Annotated in this window: 19 protein-coding genes; 2 read left to right on the forward strand and 17 right to left on the reverse strand. The window is 70.2% G+C overall.

Going from position 1 to position 15,797, the window contains the following annotated elements:
- Positions 1-94: 94 nt before the first annotated feature.
- From INF26_RS07595 to rpsP, 8 genes are all read right to left on the reverse strand, one after another.
- Positions 95-496 (reverse strand): kinase/pyrophosphorylase, encoded by a 402-nt coding sequence (locus tag INF26_RS07595; RefSeq protein ID WP_193530345.1) that lies wholly within the window; start codon positions 494-496, stop codon positions 95-97.
- A gap of 49 nt (positions 497-545) precedes the next feature.
- Positions 546-2,642, reverse strand: a complete 2,097-nt coding sequence (gene glyS / locus INF26_RS07600; RefSeq protein ID WP_193530346.1) for a glycine--tRNA ligase subunit beta — start codon at positions 2,640-2,642, stop codon at positions 546-548.
- Positions 2,643-3,554 carry a glycine--tRNA ligase subunit alpha gene (locus INF26_RS07605; RefSeq protein ID WP_193530347.1) on the reverse strand — a complete coding sequence of 304 codons (912 nt, stop codon included), beginning with the start codon at positions 3,552-3,554 and terminating at the stop codon, positions 2,643-2,645.
- Positions 3,555-3,583: 29 nt separating this feature from the next.
- Positions 3,584-4,150, reverse strand: a complete 567-nt coding sequence (gene lepB, locus INF26_RS07610) for a signal peptidase I (RefSeq protein ID WP_193530348.1) — start codon at positions 4,148-4,150, stop codon at positions 3,584-3,586.
- Entirely contained in the window at positions 4,128-4,913 is a 786-nt protein-coding gene (gene trmD, locus INF26_RS07615; protein ID WP_193530349.1) for a tRNA (guanosine(37)-N1)-methyltransferase TrmD, read from the reverse strand. The genes lepB and trmD overlap by 23 nt, the downstream gene beginning before the upstream one ends.
- A 1-nt stretch (position 4,914) precedes the next feature.
- Positions 4,915-5,373, reverse strand: a complete 459-nt coding sequence (locus tag INF26_RS07620; RefSeq protein WP_332307338.1) for a ribosome maturation factor RimM — start codon at positions 5,371-5,373, stop codon at positions 4,915-4,917.
- Positions 5,374-5,442: 69 nt separating this feature from the next.
- Positions 5,443-5,733, reverse strand: a complete 291-nt coding sequence (locus tag INF26_RS07625) for a KH domain-containing protein (protein ID WP_193530351.1) — start codon at positions 5,731-5,733, stop codon at positions 5,443-5,445.
- An 8-nt stretch (positions 5,734-5,741) separates the two neighbouring features.
- Complete coding sequence (rpsP, locus tag INF26_RS07630; protein ID WP_193530352.1) at positions 5,742-6,095, reverse strand: 30S ribosomal protein S16; 354 nt, start codon at positions 6,093-6,095, stop codon at positions 5,742-5,744.
- A 230-nt stretch (positions 6,096-6,325) separates the two neighbouring features.
- On the opposite strand from rpsP, the gene INF26_RS07635 reads away from it, so the two are divergent.
- Together INF26_RS07635 and INF26_RS07640 are read left to right on the forward strand one after the other, a co-directional pair.
- On the forward strand, positions 6,326-7,000 hold the full coding sequence (locus INF26_RS07635) for a response regulator transcription factor (protein ID WP_193530353.1): 675 nt from the start codon (positions 6,326-6,328) through the stop codon (positions 6,998-7,000).
- Between the two features lie 6 nt (positions 7,001-7,006).
- Positions 7,007-8,230 carry a sensor histidine kinase gene (locus tag INF26_RS07640; protein WP_193530354.1) on the forward strand — a complete coding sequence of 408 codons (1,224 nt, stop codon included), beginning with the start codon at positions 7,007-7,009 and terminating at the stop codon, positions 8,228-8,230.
- Positions 8,231-8,232: 2 nt separating this feature from the next.
- Here the strand turns inward: INF26_RS07640 and dinB are convergent, their stop codons facing one another.
- From dinB to rplU, 9 genes are all read right to left on the reverse strand, one after another.
- Entirely contained in the window at positions 8,233-9,501 is a 1,269-nt protein-coding gene (dinB, locus tag INF26_RS07645; protein WP_193530355.1) for a DNA polymerase IV, read from the reverse strand.
- Positions 9,502-9,554: 53 nt separating this feature from the next.
- Positions 9,555-9,914, reverse strand: a complete 360-nt coding sequence (gene rsfS, locus INF26_RS07650; RefSeq protein ID WP_193530356.1) for a ribosome silencing factor — start codon at positions 9,912-9,914, stop codon at positions 9,555-9,557.
- Between the two features lie 9 nt (positions 9,915-9,923).
- Positions 9,924-10,562, reverse strand: coding sequence for an HD domain-containing protein (locus INF26_RS07655; protein WP_193530357.1), 639 nt, complete (start codon positions 10,560-10,562; stop codon positions 9,924-9,926).
- Positions 10,562-11,269: a nicotinate-nucleotide adenylyltransferase gene (gene nadD, locus INF26_RS07660; protein WP_193530358.1), complete on the reverse strand. Its 708-nt coding sequence runs from the start codon at positions 11,267-11,269 to the stop codon at positions 10,562-10,564. Before nadD ends, INF26_RS07655 begins: the two co-directional genes overlap by 1 nt.
- A complete protein-coding gene (locus INF26_RS07665) occupies positions 11,266-12,534 on the reverse strand; it encodes a glutamate-5-semialdehyde dehydrogenase (RefSeq protein WP_193530359.1) in 1,269 nt (422 codons plus the stop codon). The genes nadD and INF26_RS07665 overlap by 4 nt, the downstream gene beginning before the upstream one ends.
- A gap of 12 nt (positions 12,535-12,546) precedes the next feature.
- Entirely contained in the window at positions 12,547-13,659 is a 1,113-nt protein-coding gene (gene proB / locus INF26_RS07670; RefSeq protein ID WP_332307340.1) for a glutamate 5-kinase, read from the reverse strand.
- Positions 13,659-15,047: a GTPase ObgE gene (gene obgE, locus INF26_RS07675; protein WP_193530360.1), complete on the reverse strand. Its 1,389-nt coding sequence runs from the start codon at positions 15,045-15,047 to the stop codon at positions 13,659-13,661. Before obgE ends, proB begins: the two co-directional genes overlap by 1 nt.
- Positions 15,048-15,176: 129 nt before the next feature.
- Positions 15,177-15,425 (reverse strand): 50S ribosomal protein L27, encoded by a 249-nt coding sequence (gene rpmA, locus INF26_RS07680; RefSeq protein ID WP_087315127.1) that lies wholly within the window; start codon positions 15,423-15,425, stop codon positions 15,177-15,179.
- Positions 15,426-15,471: 46 nt separating this feature from the next.
- Positions 15,472-15,780 carry a 50S ribosomal protein L21 gene (rplU, locus tag INF26_RS07685; RefSeq protein ID WP_193530361.1) on the reverse strand — a complete coding sequence of 103 codons (309 nt, stop codon included), beginning with the start codon at positions 15,778-15,780 and terminating at the stop codon, positions 15,472-15,474.
- Positions 15,781-15,797 lie beyond the last annotated feature (17 nt).

The following is a 15,797-nucleotide window of genomic DNA, read 5'->3' on the forward strand; positions in this document are numbered from 1 at the left end:
CAAGCTTCAATTGGTCGTACGGCGGCAATCGGCTGGCGGACGAAAAAGGGCCCGGGCGGACGCCCGGGCCCCAGGTCTCGAATGTCGCGAACCCCTACTCCGAGGCGGGCGCGTCGCTGTAGACGGCGCCTATCTCGTGCGTGGGCTCCTCGCCCGTCAGCGTGGAGATGACGGTGACGGCGGGACCGAGCAGGTCGATGGAGGGAATGCCCCTGCGGTCGAGCTCGCGGCGAATCTCGCGCCTGAGCGTGCCGTTGGCGAACGTGTGGAAGACGGCGCACGGGCGGTCGGGGTCGTAGCGCTCGTCGAAGAACGTGCGGACGGTGTCGACGTCCTTCACGTTAGAGAGGCGCTCGATGTCGACGGACGAGTCCCCAAACTGGGCGGCGGCCGCCATGACGACCGTGTTGGCCGTCTCTCCGCGGGCGTCGGACAGCACGTAGATAAGCGGGACGACCTGTCCGAAGATGTCGTCATCCAGATCGAGCCTTGGCATCGCGTCTCCTCCCGTAGCTCGGCCGTGTCCCGGTCGAATCAAGCCTACCCTACTTCTTGCGAGAGAGCGCGCCGATGTCGGCAACGCCCACGAAGACTTCAACGAAGCGGTTGAGCAGGCGCAGGCGGTTCTCCCTTACCGCAGTATCCTCGTCCATGACAAGAACGTCGTCGAAGAATCGGTCGATGGGCGCTCTGAGTTCGGCAAGTGCGGCGAGGGCGCCGGCGTAGTCGTCTGTCGCGAGCGCGTCGCCGACGGCAACGGACCCCTGCTCACAGGCCGCAAGAAGGCTTCTCTCGGCGTCGCCGAGAAGCGCGTCGTCGACGTCGGAGCCGAGCGAGGGGTCGCTCAGGTGAGCGGCGCGCGCGTAGGCCGTCGCCAGGTCGTCGAAGAGCTCCGGGCTCTGCGAGCGGGCGTCCTCGAGGGCGTGGGCGCGCGCCATGAACTCCACGGGATTGATGACGCCGACCGCGGAGACGGCCTCGATCGTGTCCGGGCGCAGGCCCTCGTCGCGGGCGATGGCGACGAGGCGTCCCTGGAAGAACCTGACGACCGCGGTGGCGACCCCCTCGAGGTCGAACTCGAGGCCCTGGGCCTGGTAGGCGCCGAGCGCGAGCCCGATCAGCTGACGCAGGTCGCAGCCGGGCAGCGTGCGGAGCATGGCGATGATGCCGATGGCGGCACGCCGCACCGCGTAGGGGTCGGAGGAGCCGGTCGGCGGCTCGTCGATGGCGAAGATGCCGCAGACGGTGTCGAGCTTGTCGGCGATCGCGACGCAGCGCCCGCAGGTCCCGGAGGGGAGCTCGTCGCCGGCGAAGCGCGGGCGATAGTGCTCGCGGATCGCCGCGCACACCTCCTCGTCCTCGCCCGCCGCCGCGGCGTAGTAGCCGCCCATGACGCCCTGCTGGTTGGTGAACTCGACGACGGCCTGCGAGACGAGGTCCGCCTTGGCGAGGTGCGCGGCGCGCGCGGCGGCGGCGACGCCGTCCTCGCCCTCCCCGGCCTGCTTGGCGACCGCGGCGGCGAGGCCCTCCATGCGCTCGACCTTCTGGAGCATCGTGCCCAGGCGCTCCTGGAAGGTGACCGAGCCGAGGCGCTCGACGAACTCCTCCATGGGGCGCTTGAGGTCCTCGTCGTAGAAGAACTTGGCGTCGTCGAGTCGGGCGCGCACCACGCGCTCGTTGCCCGCGACCACGGTCTGGGACACGCGGGGATCGGCGTTGGAGACGACGACGAACTCGCGCGTGAGGTTGCCCTCGGCGTCGTAGACCGGGAAGTAGCGCTGGTTGGACAGCATCGACTCGCAGATGATCTCGTGCGGCACCTCGAGGAAGGACTCGTCGAACGTGCCCACGAGGACCGTCGGCCACTCGCAGAGGTTGACGACCTCGTCGAAGATGCGCTTGGGCGTGTCGACGCGCGCGCCGCCGCGCTCCTCCTCGATCTTCGCGATGCCGACGCGGATGGCCTCGGCACGACGCTCGGCGGAGAGCACGAAGGCGCGCTCGAGGGTGGCCTCGTAGTCGGCCGGGGACGCGACGACGTGCTCGCCCGGGGCGAGCACGCGGTGTCCGCGCGTGGTGTTGCCGGAGGTGACGTCGGCATAGGTCACGGGCACGACGTCCGTGCCGAGAAGGGCGCAGATCCAGCGGATGGGACGCACGAACGTGGCGTGCTCGGACCCCCAGCGCTGGCTGCGGTAGTTGGGCCACTGGAGCCCACCGATCACCTCGGCGGAGAGGGCCGAGAGGATCGGGGCGGCCGGCTCGGAGGGGACGCTGCGCTCGGCGAAGACGTACTCGCTGCCGTCGGCGTCCACACGGCGGACGAGGTCGGCCGCGTCGGCGCCGCACTTGCGTGCGAAGCCGAGGGCCGCCTTGGTCGGCGCGCCGGACTCGTCGAAGGCGATGGCCGCCTTGGGGCCGCGCTTCACCTCGTGGATCTCGTCGGTCGCGACGGCGACGTCAGAGACCAGGGCGGCGAGGCGGCGCGGGGTCGAGAGGACGCGGACCTCGCCATGGGCGAGGCCGGCGGCGTCGAGGCCCTTGGACACGAGGCCGCCGAGCTGCTGGGCGGCGTTCATGAGCGGCGCGGAGGGCATCTCCTCGGTGCCGATCTCGAGCAGGAAGTCACGGGTCTCTGCCATCTAGGCCACCTCCCCCTTCTTGGCGGCGTCGTCGGTCTTGCCGGCCACCTCCGCGAGGTAGCACTCGCAGCAGAGCTTGGCGATCGTGCGGACGCGCAGGATGTAGTTGGCACGCTCGGTCGCCGAGATGGCGCCGCGCGCGTCGAGCAGGTTGAAGGCATGAGAGCACTTCATGACGCAGTCATAGGCGGGAAGCGGCAGCTTCCGCTCGAGGCAGGAGTGGCACTCCGCCTCGTAGTCGTCGAACTTCTGACGCATCATCTCGACGTTGGCCACCTCGAAGTTGTACGTCGAGAACTCGCGCTCGTTCTCGTGGAAGACGTCGCCGTAGGTCATGGGCGTGCCGTCGGGCAGGTAGGACCAGATGACGTCGTAGACGGAGTCGACCCCCTGCGCGTACATGGCGATGCGCTCCAGGCCGTAGGTGATCTCCACCGGCACCGGGTCGCACTCGATGCCGCCGACCTGCTGGAAGTAGGTGTACTGGGTGACCTCCATGCCGTCCATCCAGACCTCCCAGCCGAGGCCCCAGGCGCCCAGCGTGGGGCTCTCCCAGTCGTCCTCGACGAAGCGGACGTCGTGCTCGGCGGGGTCGAGGCCGATGGCGGCAAGCGAGCCGAGGTAGAGCTCCTGGGAGTCCACCGGGCAGGGCTTGAGGATCACCTGGAACTGGTAGTAGTGCTGCATGCGGTTGGGGTTCTCGCCGTAGCGCCCGTCGGCCGGTCGGCGGCAGGGCTGCGGGTAGCAGGTGCGCCAGGGCGCGGGACCGAGCGAGCGCAGCGTGGTGGCGGTGTGGAACGTGCCTGCGCCGACCTCGGAGTCGTAGGGTTGCATGACCGTGCAGCCCTGGGCGGCCCAGTAGCGCTCGAGCTCGAGGATCATGTCCTGGAACGTCAGTGTCGTCTTGCCCATCATCGTCCTTCTCTCGACCCCGCGCGCGCCTAGAGCAGGCCCACGTCGGAGAGTGGCCAGTAGATCAGAATCGCCCTCGATGTTACGTCATCGACGCTCACGGGGCCAAAGAAACGCGAGTCCTTCGAGTTCGTCCTGTTGTCGCCCATGACCCAGACCGTGCCCTCGGGGACCGTGTAGGGATAGGAGATGCCGGCGGAGCCCGCGATGTCGCTCAGCGACTCGGTGCGCGCGCCGTTGACGTAGGGCTCGTCGAGAACGACGCCGTCAACGACCACCTCGCCGTCGACCAGGTCGATCGTCTGACCGCCGACCGCGATGACGCGCTTGACGAGCGTGTCGCCCACCGTCACGGGGCTGTCGAAGGTGACCACGTCGCCCGGCTCGGGGTCGCGGAACGCCAGGGAGACCTTCTCCCCCAGGATGAGGTCGCCCTCCTGGATGGTCTCGAGCATAGAGCCCGACGGGACGTAGTAGGCACCCACCACGAAGACGCGAAGCAGGACGGACAGGACGACGCAGAGCGCGAGCGTCCCCAGGAACCACCGCCCCCACCCGCGCTGGGACTCGTCGTCAGCCGAGAGATGGCGTGGCATCCGCGACACCTCCCCCGGGCCCGTCGCAGGCGCTCGCGAGGGCGACGCCCTCCACGACCCGGCGCTCCTCCTCGTCGAGATCGACGCCCTCGAGCAGGTCGGGCCTCCAGCGCGCCGTCCGCTCGACCGAGCTCAGGCGCCTCCAGCGGTCGACGCGCGCATGGTCGCCGGAGAGCAGAACCTCGGGAACCGGCATCCCGCGATAGGTCGACGGGCGCGTGTACTGGGCGTACTCGAGAAGCCCGGACTCCTGCGAGAAGGACTCGTCCACGGGGCTCGCCTCGTCGCCGAGGGCGCCCGGCAGCAGGCGGACGACGGCGTCGATCACCACGAGCGCGGCGAGCTCGCCTCCGGTGAGCACGTAGTCGCCGAGGGACAGGACCTCGTCGGCGAGCGAGTAGACGCGCTCGTCCACGCCCTCGTAGCGGCCGCAGACGAGCAGCACGCGCTCCTCCCCCGCGAGCCGCTCGGCGACTCGCTGGTCGAAGCGGGCGCCGCACGGCGAGAAGAACACGACGTGGGGGCGGGGGCCCTCCGAGGAGAGCTCCTCGACGGCCTCGAAGATCGGCCCGGGCTTCATGAGCATGCCCTGGCCGCCCCCGAACGGGGCATCGTCGACGGTCCGATGCCGGTCGTGCGTCCAGTCGCGCAGGTCATGGGCCCTGAACTCGAAGATCCCGGCGCGACGGGCGCGCCCCATGATGGAGGCGTCCAGATAGGGGTCGAAGACGCCGGGGATGACGGAGACCGTCTCGAAGAGCATCTCAGACCTCCTCCCAGACGAGCCCGGCGGGAACGCTGGCCTCGATGGCGCCCGTCTCCGGGACGCTCGACACGACCTGCTCGATGACGGGGAGCAGGAGCTCCCCCCGCTCTCCCCTGACGACCCAGACGTCGTTCGCGGGACCGGTCATGACCTCGTCGATGACGCCCTCGTCGCCGGTCTCGACGTCGCGGACCATGCGACCGACCAGGCGGCCCGCATCGTGCAGGGGCAGGTCGTCGGGCAGGTCGGAGACGCGGGCGAGCAGGAAGCGTCCCACGAGGGACTCCGCGGCGTCAAGGTCATGCACGCCGTCGAGCGCCACGAGCGAGCCGTGACGCCCGTCTGCGGCGCACGCCGCGACCACGTGCCAGCGACTGCCCCTCAGCGCGGGCGGAACAACGGCGACCTCGAGCCCCTCGCGCACAAGTGAGGGAAGGCCGTGAACGGGAACCGTCACGACCTCCCCTCTTCTCCCGTGCGTCTTCTCCACACGGGCTATGCACCTGAAGCGGTCTCGCATGGGCCCCTAGCCCACGACCTCGACCTCGACCGCGGTCCCCACGCGCTGCCCGAGGGCGCGCGCGAGCGTGCGGATGGCCTTAATCGTGCGGCCCTTGCGGCCGATCACCCTTCCGGCGTCCTCCTCGGAGCAGCTCACCTCGATGAGCGCCCCCTCGTCGCCGTCAGTGACGTCGAGGGAGACGGCGGCCTCGTCGTCAACGAGCCCGCAGACGATGTACTCGACGAGATCGGCGACGCGGTCCGAGGGGAGCTCCTGCTCGAGCTCCTCGACAGCGGAACCCTCGATGGCTCCCATCAGGACACCTACTCGGCGTCCTGAGCAGCCTCGGCCTCGGCCTCAGCGGCAGCCTCGGCGGCGGCAGCGGCCTTGGCGGCAGCCTTCTTGGAGATCTTCGTCTTCTTCTCGACGACAGGCTGGCCGTTGCGAGCGATGTCGATGAGGTGCGCGACGGCGTTGGTGGGCTGGGCGCCCTTGGAGACCCACTCGTCGACCTTCTCGAGGTTGATGTCGATGGTCTTGGGATTGGTCAGCGGGTTGTAGCGGCCGACCTCCTCGATGTAGCGACCGTCACGCGGCATGCGGCCGTCGGCGACGACGACGCGGTAGTACGGGCGCTTCTTGGCACCGTGACGGGCCAGGCGAATCTTGACTGCCAATGAACACTCCTCCATACGTGCGGTGCGCGTGGTTGGTAGGATGGCCGCACCGCTCAGCCACAAAACGACATATCATCTTACGACTCTTTTCTGTGGCTGCAAGGTGCAGTTTTTGTGAAAGGGGCCGCGAGGCCTCGTGGCGAGGCCCGACGTTAAGGAGAAATTCAGGTCCGCTGGGTAGGATAGCCCACGTAACGCCCGGTGACGGGGGAACCAGCAAGGGAGGTCCCATGAACATCCTTGTCGTCGAGGACGAGCGCAACCTCGCAGACGCCATCGTCCGCATCCTGACGGACGCCTCATACAACGCCGACGCCGCATACGACGGCCGCTCCGGCCTCCGCGCGGCCCTGTCCGGGTCCTACGACGCCGTCGTGCTCGACGTCATGCTGCCCGGCATGGACGGAAACGCAGTCGCGCACGAGATGAGGAGGCAGGGCGTGTCCACGCCGGTCCTCATGCTCACCGCGCGGACGTCCACCGCCGACAAGGTGGCGGGCCTCGACTCGGGCGCCGACGACTACATGACCAAGCCGTTCGAGTCCGACGAGCTTCTCGCCCGCCTGAGGGCGCTCACGCGCCGTCGCGGCGACGTCCTGCTCGACGACGTCACCTTTGCCGACGTCACGCTCGACCTGGAGACCCACGACCTCTCCTGCGGCACCAAGTCGATCCACCTCTCCGGCAAGGAGTTCGAGGTGATGCGGATCCTCATGAGCTCCAGCCCCCGCGTGGTCTCCAAGCAGGACCTGCTCGGACGCGTCTGGGGGGACGTCGACGCCTCGGAGAACTCCGTCGAGGCCTACGTGTCCTTCCTGCGCAAGAAGCTCGCCCACATCGGCTCCCGCGTGCAGATCACGACGCTTCGGATGCTCGGCTACCGCCTTGAGGTCATCGAGGGGTAGCCACCCATGCTCAAGCGCCTGCGCAGGGAGTTCATAGCGATCACCATGCTGCTCGTCGGCCTGGTGCTCGCCGGCGTGCTCGGGATCACGTTCTTTGCCAACGCCGCGTCGCTGCGCGCCGGCGCCGACCGAATCTTGGACCGGGCGGTCGAGCGGGGCGTCTCGGTCGGCCAGCTCGGCGACCCGACCGGCACCATGGGCAGCGACTACATGCTCGCCGCGGTCGTCGACATCTCCCGCGAGGGGGCGGTCCTCGTCGTCGACGAGACGCCCTTCGACGTCCCCCTCGAGACGCTCCGCGCCGTCATTCTCGACGCCTCCTCGAGCGAGGCGAGCTCGGGTCGCTGCGACGAGTACCCGGTCATGTGGAAGCGCGCCGAGACGTCCTGGGGCTACCGGATAGCCTTTCTCGACACCTACACCATCGACATGGCGCTGCGCGACCAGGCCGTGACGAACGTGGGCGTCTTCCTCGCGTCGATGGGGGCGCTCTTCGCCATCGCCTACGTCCTCTCCGGCTGGGCGCTGAGGCCGGTCGAGCGCGCCTGGCGGCAGCAGCGTCGCTTCGTCTCGGACGCCTCGCACGAGCTCAAGACCCCGCTCGCCGTCATACTCGCCAACACGCAGATCCTCCTGAAGGACGAGGGCGTCCCCGAGGAGTCGCGGCGCTGGGTCGAGAGCACGGCCGACGAGGCGAAGCACCTTCGCGACCTCGTCGAGGACCTGCTCACGCTGGCCCGTGCCGACGAGCGGGAGGCCGCCGGGACGGCACGTGAGAGCGTCCCGGAGATCGAGCTCGCCCCCATCGTCTCCGAGTGCTGCCTCGAGTTTGACGCGGTCGCCTTCGAGCGGGGCTGCACCATAGAGCAGGAGCTCTCCGACGACGTGCGGGCGCACGTCACCCCGGACGACTACGGTCGTGTGGTGCGAACGCTCCTCGACAACGCGACCAAGTACGCCTCCGAGGGCAGCGCCGTCAGCGTCCGGCTCGGGCGGTCCGGGCGACGCTCTCGCCTTCAGGTCAGCAACTTCGGCGAGGTGATCTCGCCGGAGGACCTCGAGCACCTCTTCGACCGGTTCTTCCGGACCGACCGGGCGCGCCAGCGAACGGACGAGGGCGGCTTTGGGCTGGGGCTCGCCATAGCGCGGGGCATCGTCGAAGCGGCGGGGGGCACCATGTCGGCGACCTCGACGGCCGAGGACGGCACCACGATGACCGTCGTCATCTAGCCCTAGGCGTCCGACTTCCCCATCGGCGCGGTGTCCGAGGTCCGGTCCCTGAAGCGCAGGTCGCGCCCGTAGCTCACGGCGTCGTCGCCGAACCGCTCGCGCAGGGCGTCGGTCACGCGGCCGAGTGCCGAGAGGTCGCGGCCGGGGGACCCGTTGGGTCCCTCGGAGCCCGCCCCGTCGAAGAGGGTGAGCTGCTCGGGCGCCTCGTCGGAGAACCCCGAGACGCCGACTCCCACGAGACGCACCGGCACGCCCTCGTTCCATGCCTCGTCCAGGAGCCGGACCGCGAGCCGCCCGATCTGCCGCGCGTCGTCGCTCGGGCGCGGCAGGGCATGCTGGGCCGTGCGCGCGTGGCTGACGTCGAACTTGAGCTTGAGGGTGACGGTCCGCCCGCGGAGCCCCCGCTTTCTGAGCCGTCGCGCGACGATGTCCGCCACGTGCAGGACCGCCGCCTCGACGTCGTCGCGCGTGGTCAGGTCATGGGAGAACGTGCGCTCGTTCGATACGGACTTCACCTCGTCCGGCACCGCCGCCTCGGCCACGACGCTGCGCTCGAGCCCGGCAGCCCTCAGCGCCATGCGCGGCCCCAGCACACCGAAGCGCCGCTCGAGCTCCTCGCCGTCGGTCGCGGCGAGCTCGCCCAGGGTGCGCACGCCCATCTCTCGAAGGCGCGCCTCGGTCGCGGGGCCGATCCCGCTCATGGCGCCCACGGGCAGCGGGGCGAGAAACGCGCACTCGGTGCCCGGCAGCACGACGGTGAGCCCGCGCGGCTTCTCGCGCTCCGAGGCGATCTTTGCGACCGTCTTGTTGACGCCGAGCCCGATGGAGCACGTGATGCCGAGCTCAGACACGCGCTCCTGCACACGGCGGCAGATGGCGACGGGGCTCTCGTGCGAGAAGCGGCCGGGCGTGACGTCGAAGAACGCCTCGTCGATCGAGACCTGCTCGACGAGGGGCGTCTCGTCCGTGAGGATGGCCATTACGGAGGCCGAGAGCTCGCGGTAGCGGCCGAAGTGCCCCTGCGTCCAGATCGCCTGCGGGCAGAGGCGCCGGGCGGTGGCGGAGGGCATGGCCGAGTGGACGCCGTAGTGCCGCGCCTCGTAGGAGGCCGTGGAGACGACGCCGCGTCGGTCGGCCGAGCCGCCGACGATCACCGGCCGCCCCCGCCACTCGGGATGGTCGAGCTGCTCGACCGAGGCGAAGAACGCGTCGAGGTCGAGCAGCCCCACGGCCGGTCCGTCCCAGCCGACTATGTCGTGCGAAGCTCCCATACGCCCAGTATAGGGGTTGGTCCGGACGTCCCCGCGGGGCGCCGCCCGCGGCGCTACTCGTCGAGGCCGAGCTCCACGCGCGGAGCATCCGCCCAGAGCGTCTCCAGGCGGTAGAACTCGCGCGTCTCGCGACGGAAGACGTGCACCACGACCGAGCCGTAATCAACGAGCACCCAGGAGAGCCCCTCGCGGCCCTCGCAGGAGATCGGCGACACGCCGCAGTTGGCGCTCACCTTGGTACGGACCTCGTCGACGATGGCATCGACCTGACGAGCGTTCTCGCCGGTGCACACCAGGAAGTAGTCACAGACGTCGGTCAGGGGCGAGAGGTCGAGAAGGACGACGTCGTCGGCCTTCTTGGAGTCGGCCGCGACGGCGGCGACCTTGGCGAGCTCGAGCGGGGTGACGGACATGTGGGCTCCTTATCTGCCGTTCGCGGCACGCTCGGCCGCGAGGGAGTTGTAGACGTCGACGGTACCGGGGTAGAGATAGCGACCGCCCTCGAGGACGTAGACGATGCCTCCGACGAACGACGCCCAGAAGAGGTCGTCGAGGGAGGCCTCGCCCACGAGCGAGCGCGTACGGAGTATTCCGGGCGTGTCCGGCCGCAGCGGCTCGATGCCGTCGGCGACGAACAGGACCTGGTCGAGCGGCCCCATGGGGGCGGCGGCCATTGTGTGGACCTCGATCGCGCGCCACACCTCGGGCGGCAGCTCGGGATAGCGCGACGGGAGGGTGCGCGCGGCGATCATGCCGTGCAGCAGCGGGTGGACGAGCTCGAGGTCGACACCGAGGTCTATCCCGAGCTCGCGGGCGCGGGCCACCTGCTCGGGGACCGAGGACGCCTTCTCCCAGTCATGGAGGAGGCCGGCAGCCCTCGCGAGGAAGGGGTCGACGCCGTAGGTCAGCGCGAGGCGCTCGGCCGTGTCGGCCACCGAGATAGAGTGCGCCAGGCGCCTGGGCTTGGCCGAGAGGTGCTCCGTGACGTCCGCACGAAGGCGGTCGAGCAGGGAGCGCTGCTCGGGCGAGTAGGCGGCGACGAGCCGGGTCTCCCCCCTCATCAGGCGACCGCCTCGCCCGTGTGCCCGTAGCGGTTCCTGGGGGCGCCGTAGAGCCCGTGCTTGTGCAGGTAGCCCGTCACCTGGTCGGGGGTCAGGTAGCGGAGGCTCTGCCCCGCCTCGACGCGCTCGCGCAGGTAGCTCGAGGAGATGGCGAGCGCGGGGACCGAGAGGTACGTCACGTCGAACTCGAGGCCCGAGGCGGCTATGGCGTCCCAGGCGCGGTCGAGGTCGTAGCCCGGCCGCGTCGCCGCGACGAGGTGCGCCAGCCGGGCGATGTCGGCGGCGTCCCTCCAGGAGACGATCTCGGTGATGGCGTCGGCGCCGGTGATGAAGTAGAACTCGACGTTGTCGGGATAGAGCTCGCGCAGGAGGCGCAGGGTGTCGGCCGTGTAGGTGACGCCCTCGCGGTCGATCTCGAAGCGGGAGGCGACGAAGTGGGGGTTGTCGGCGGTCGCGAGCAGCGTCATCGCGAAGCGCTCCTCCCCCGAGGTGACGCGCTTGTCGAGCTTGAACGCGGGGCGTCCGGCGGGCATGAACACGACGAGGTCCAGCCTGAGGTCGTCGAAGGCCTGCTCCGCGGCGACCAGGTGGCCGTTGTGGATGGGGTCGAACGTTCCGCCCATGATCCCGAGACGGTAGGTCCTCCCCTCGTCGAGGCCGAGGACCGGAAGGTCCTTCTCGCAAAGGCGGGCGACGTCGACGCTCATCGGACCTGTCCCTCCCCGCGGGCGAGCCACTTGGTGGTCGTGAGCGCCGCGGCGCCCATGGGGCCGCGCGCGTGCAGCTTCTGGGTGGAGATCCCAATCTCGGCTCCCAGGCCGAAGACGCCGCCGTCGGTGAAGCGGGTCGAGGCGTTGGCGTAGACCACGGCGGCGTCGACCCCGGCGAGGAAGGCCTCGCACGCCTCGTAGGAGTTCGAGACGATGGCCTCGGAGTGGCCCGTGCCGTAGCGGTTGACATGCTCGACGGCCTCGTCCACGCCGGAGACCACGCGGCAGCTGATCTCGAGGGCCAGGTACTCCCGGCCCCAGTCCTCCTCGGTCGCGTCCACGAAGGAGCTGAGAAGGTCGGGCCGGTCGGCGAGCGCCGCGCGCGTCTCGGCGTCGCCATGCACGACCACGCCGGCCGCCGCGAGCTCGGAGACCATGGCGGGCAGGAAGGCGGCGGCGACGGAGCGGTCGACGAGCAGCGACTCGGCGGCGTTGCACACGCCGACCCGCTGCGTCTTAGCGTTCATGACGATGGCGCGGGCGCGGTCGAGGTCGGCCGCCTCGTGGACGTACACGTGGCAGTTGCCCGTGCCGGTCTCGATGACGGGCACCTTGGCGCCCTCGACGCAGGCGCGGATGAGCGAGGCACCGCCGCGCGGAATGAGGACGTCGACGAGGCCGGTGGCGCCGAGGAGCTCGGCGGTCTGCGTGTGGGCGGCGTCGTCGTCGACGTACTGGAGCGCGTCCTGCGGCAGGCCAGCCTCGACGAGGGCCACACGGCAGGCCCCGACGATTGCGAGGCAGGACTCGCGCGCCGCGGAACCGCCCTTGAGCACGCACGCGTTGCCCGACCTGACGCACAGGCCGAAGGCGTCGGCCGTGACGTTGGGGCGGGCCTCGTAGATCATGGCTACGACGCCCAGGGGCACCGTGACCCGCTCAATGCGCAGGCCGTTCTCGAGGGTGCTCCCGCCCAGGACGAGACCGAGCGGGTCCTCCTGGCGCGCGATGTCGTCGAGCGCGTCGGCGATGGCGCGGATGCGCGACCCGTCGAGCATGAGCCGGTCCTGGAGCGGCTCGCTCATGCCCGCTGCGCGGGCGCGCTCGAGGTCGCGCGCGTTGGCGGCGACGATGTCGGTCTCGGCGGCGCGGATGTTCTCGGCGGCGAGCCTAAGGGCGCGCTCCCGCACGCCGCGCGGCGCACGGGCGACCTCCGGTGCGGCCGCCTTGGCGAGCGTTGCCTTGTCCCTTGCCTCAGACATGTGTGCTCCCCTCTAGAAGACGAGAAGGTCGTCGCGGTGAACGGCCGGCTGGGCCCGCTCGGGGCCCAGGAACCGCGCGATGACGTCGAGCTTGATGCCGCGCACGCGCGCCATGTCCTCCGAGGAGTAGCGCGCGATGCCGCGTCCGACCACGTCGCCGGTGGCGGAGCGGACGTTCACGACGTCGCCCGCCTCGTAGGATCCGCTCGTGGCGGCGACGCCCACGGGCAGTATCGAGGCGCCGCGCTCCAGGACGGCCCGGCTCGCGCCCTCGTCGAGCGAGATCGTGCCGCGCGGCACCTCGGCGAGCCCGATCCAGAGCTTGCGGCCGCCCTCGTGGGGGCTGCCGGCCGGGGACTCGAAGCGCGTGCCCACGCCCCGGCCGTCGGCGACATCGAGCAGCACGCCCTCGCGGCGGCCGCGGCAGATCACAGTCGGTATGCCGGCGGCGAGCATGGCGCGCGCGGCCCTGAGCTTTGAGGACATGCCCCCGGTGCCGAAGGAGGTCCCGGCGCCGCCGGCGAGCTCGGTGAGCCGGTGGTCGACCTCGGTGACGTGCGGGATGAGCGTGGCCGAGGGGTCCTCCTGCGGGTTGGCGGTGTAGAGCCCCTCGACGTCGGAGCAGATCGCGTAGAGGTCGGCACCGACGAGTGCAGAGACGAGGGCGCCGAGCATGTCGTTGTCACCGAAGGCGAACTCGGCGGTTGAGAGCGTGTCGTTCTCGTTGACCACGGGGACCGCGCCGAGCTCCACGAGACGCGTGAGCGTGACGCGGGCGTTCAGGAAGGCGTCGCGGTCCATGACGTCGCGCCGCGTGAGCAGCACCTGTCCGCAGGGGATGCCGCGCTCGGCAAGGACGTCTGCGTACGCCTGCGTGAGGCGCGCCTGTCCGGCGGAAGCGCAGGCCTGGAGCGTCGCCAGGTCGTCCGGTCGGGCGGAGAAGCCCAGGACGTCGCGGCCGGCGGCGACGGCGCCGGAGGAGACCACGACGACGCGCGTCCCCGATGCCATGAGCTCGGCGATCTGGTCGCACAGCGACCGCACGAACGCGCGGTCGAGCGCGCCGCCCTCGTCCACCAGCGTGGACGAGCCGATCTTGACGACCATGAGCGTGGGGCGCGCCACTACTCGACCTCCCCCTCGGAAAGCGTGTCGTCCTCGTCGGGCAGCTCGTCATAGTCGGGGGCGGCGTCCTTCCCCTCGTAGGTGAAGGCGAGCTCGAGGATTCGGACCTCGTCGCCGGTGACGGCGCCCGCCTTGGCGAGCGCGTCGTCGAGCCCGCAGCGCGCGAAGCGATGCTGGAGGTACGCAACGGCCTCGTCGTTCTCCCAGTCGGTCTGTATGACCATGCGCTCGATCTGGGCGCCCGTGGCACGCCAGGCGTGGCGCTCCTCGCGAATGATGCGGATCTGGCGATCGCGACGCTCCCTCTCGCGCTCCCAGCGCTCGGAGAGGTCGACGACGGGTGCGCTCGGCGCCGCCTCGGCGCGCAGGCGGGCGACCTCGGCGGCACAGGAGCTCACCAGCGCGTCCAGCCCGGCACCCGTCGCGGCGGAGACGGCGAAGAACTGGTGGCCGTCACGATCGGCGACCTCGCGCAGGCGGCGCACGGCCTCCTCAGTGCCGGGGAGGTCGCACTTGTTGGCGACAACGATCTGTGGGCGGGCGGCGAGCTCGGCGGCGTATGACGCGAGCTCGTCGTTGATGACCTCGTAGTCCTCGACGGCGTCGCGCCCCTCGTATCCCCCCGTCACGTCGACGACGTGCAGTATGAGGGCGGTGCGCTCGATGTGGCGGAGGAACTGGTGGCCGAGGCCCCTGCCCTCGCTCGCGCCCTCGATGAGGCCGGGGACGTCGGCCGCGACGAAGGACTGGCCGTTCGCGGCACGGGCGACGCCCAGGTTGGGGACGAGGGTGGTGAAGGGGTAGTCGGCGATCTTGGGGCGCGCGGCGCTGATGCGGGCGATGATGGAGCTCTTCCCCACCGAGGGCATGCCCACGAGGGCGGCGTCGGCCATGAGCTTCATCTCGAGCTCGATCCAGTGCTCGCGCGCGGGCTCGCCCTTCTCGGCGAAGGCGGGCGCGCGGCGCACCGAGGTGACGAAGTGGATGTTGCCGCGGCCGCCCGCGCCGCCGGGCGCCACCACCACGCGCTCGCCCGGCTGGGTGAGGTCGGCGATGTCGTAGGACGGCGTCTGCGTCTGCGGGTCGAGCTCGCGCACCACGGTGCCGACCGGCACGCGGAGCACGAGGTCCTCGCCGTCGCGGCCGTGGCGTCGCGCGCCCTGCCCATGCGTGCCGCGCTCGGCACGGAAGTGGTGCTTGTAGCGGTAGTCGATGAGCGACGAGAGCTGCGGGTCGGCCTCGACGATGACGTCGCCGCCGCGGCCGCCGTCGCCGCCGTCGGGACCGCCCTTGGGCACGAACGCCTCGCGCCTGAAGGACATGCAGCCGGCCCCGCCGTCGCCGCCGCGCACGTTGATGTGGGATAGGTCGGTGAACGTGTTCTCCACGCTGCTCTCCTTTGGTCGAGCTTACATGGTACGGCAACTGCGACAACGCGTCCAACCGGAGGCGCCATGACAGCAAAGGGGCCCCGGTCCTTCGACCGGGGCCCCGTGACGTGCCTTGTGTGCCGAGACCTACGCCTCGCGGACGTGGACGCGGTGCTTGACGCCCTTGGTGAACTCGACGGTGCCGGCGGTGAGGGCGAACAGCGTGTCGTCCTTGCCGATGCCGACGTTGTCACCCGGGTGGATGTGGGTGCCGCGCTGGCGGACGAGGATCTCGCCGGCCTTCACGGTCTGGCCGCCGTAGCGCTTGGTGCCCAGACGCTGGGCGTTGGAGTCGCGGCCGTTGCGGGACGAGCCGAGGCCTTTCTTGTGAGCCATTATCTGACCTGCCTTCCTAGAGCGAGGGAGTGAAGCGGGGGAACTGCTACGCGGGGATCTCGACGACCTTGATCTTCGTCAGGTTCTGACGGTGGCCGTTGGCACGGTGGTAGCGCTTGCGCTTCTTGAGCTTGAAGACGAGGACCTTCTCGCCCTTGAACTGCTCGACGACCTCGGCGGTGACAGCCTTGCCCTCGAGGGGGGCGGAGCCAACGACGGTCTTGGTGCCGTCGTTCAGGAGAAGGACGGGGAGCTCGACCTTGTCGCCAGGCTGCGCGTCGAGCTTCTCGACGTCGATGACGTCACCCTCGGCAACCTTATACTGCTTGCCACCAGTTGCTACGATTGCGTACATGTGCGAAACCCTTCATT

It is taken from the genome of Thermophilibacter gallinarum (genome assembly GCF_014982725.1).
In the GTDB taxonomy this organism is placed as follows: Bacteria; Actinomycetota; Coriobacteriia; order Coriobacteriales; family Atopobiaceae; genus Thermophilibacter; species Thermophilibacter gallinarum.

Excerpts from the sequence above, each read along its gene's own strand:
- rsfS (WP_193530356.1), bottom strand. The coding sequence starts at position 9,914 with ATGTCCGTCACCCCGCTCGAGCTCGCCAAGGTCGCCGCCGTCGCGGCC.
- INF26_RS07655 (WP_193530357.1), bottom strand. The coding sequence starts at position 10,562 with ATGAGGGGGGAGACCCGGCTCGTCGCCGCCTACTCGCCCGAGCAGCGC.
- INF26_RS07625 (WP_193530351.1), bottom strand. The coding sequence starts at position 5,733 with ATGGGAGCCATCGAGGGTTCCGCTGTCGAGGAGCTCGAGCAGGAGCTC.
- INF26_RS07640 (WP_193530354.1), top strand. The coding sequence starts at position 7,007 with ATGCTCAAGCGCCTGCGCAGGGAGTTCATAGCGATCACCATGCTGCTC.
- trmD (WP_193530349.1), bottom strand. The coding sequence starts at position 4,913 with ATGCTCTTCGAGACGGTCTCCGTCATCCCCGGCGTCTTCGACCCCTAT.
- INF26_RS07605 (WP_193530347.1), bottom strand. The coding sequence starts at position 3,554 with ATGGGCAAGACGACACTGACGTTCCAGGACATGATCCTCGAGCTCGAG.
- lepB (WP_193530348.1), bottom strand. The coding sequence starts at position 4,150 with ATGCCACGCCATCTCTCGGCTGACGACGAGTCCCAGCGCGGGTGGGGG.
- INF26_RS07635 (WP_193530353.1), top strand. The coding sequence starts at position 6,326 with ATGAACATCCTTGTCGTCGAGGACGAGCGCAACCTCGCAGACGCCATC.
- dinB (WP_193530355.1), bottom strand. The coding sequence starts at position 9,501 with ATGGGAGCTTCGCACGACATAGTCGGCTGGGACGGACCGGCCGTGGGG.
- rpmA (WP_087315127.1), bottom strand. The coding sequence starts at position 15,425 with ATGGCTCACAAGAAAGGCCTCGGCTCGTCCCGCAACGGCCGCGACTCC.
- rplU (WP_193530361.1), bottom strand. The coding sequence starts at position 15,780 with ATGTACGCAATCGTAGCAACTGGTGGCAAGCAGTATAAGGTTGCCGAG.
- INF26_RS07665 (WP_193530359.1), bottom strand. The coding sequence starts at position 12,534 with ATGTCTGAGGCAAGGGACAAGGCAACGCTCGCCAAGGCGGCCGCACCG.
- INF26_RS07595 (WP_193530345.1), bottom strand. The coding sequence starts at position 496 with ATGCCAAGGCTCGATCTGGATGACGACATCTTCGGACAGGTCGTCCCG.
- nadD (WP_193530358.1), bottom strand. The coding sequence starts at position 11,269 with ATGAGCGTCGACGTCGCCCGCCTTTGCGAGAAGGACCTTCCGGTCCTC.
- glyS (WP_193530346.1), bottom strand. The coding sequence starts at position 2,642 with ATGGCAGAGACCCGTGACTTCCTGCTCGAGATCGGCACCGAGGAGATG.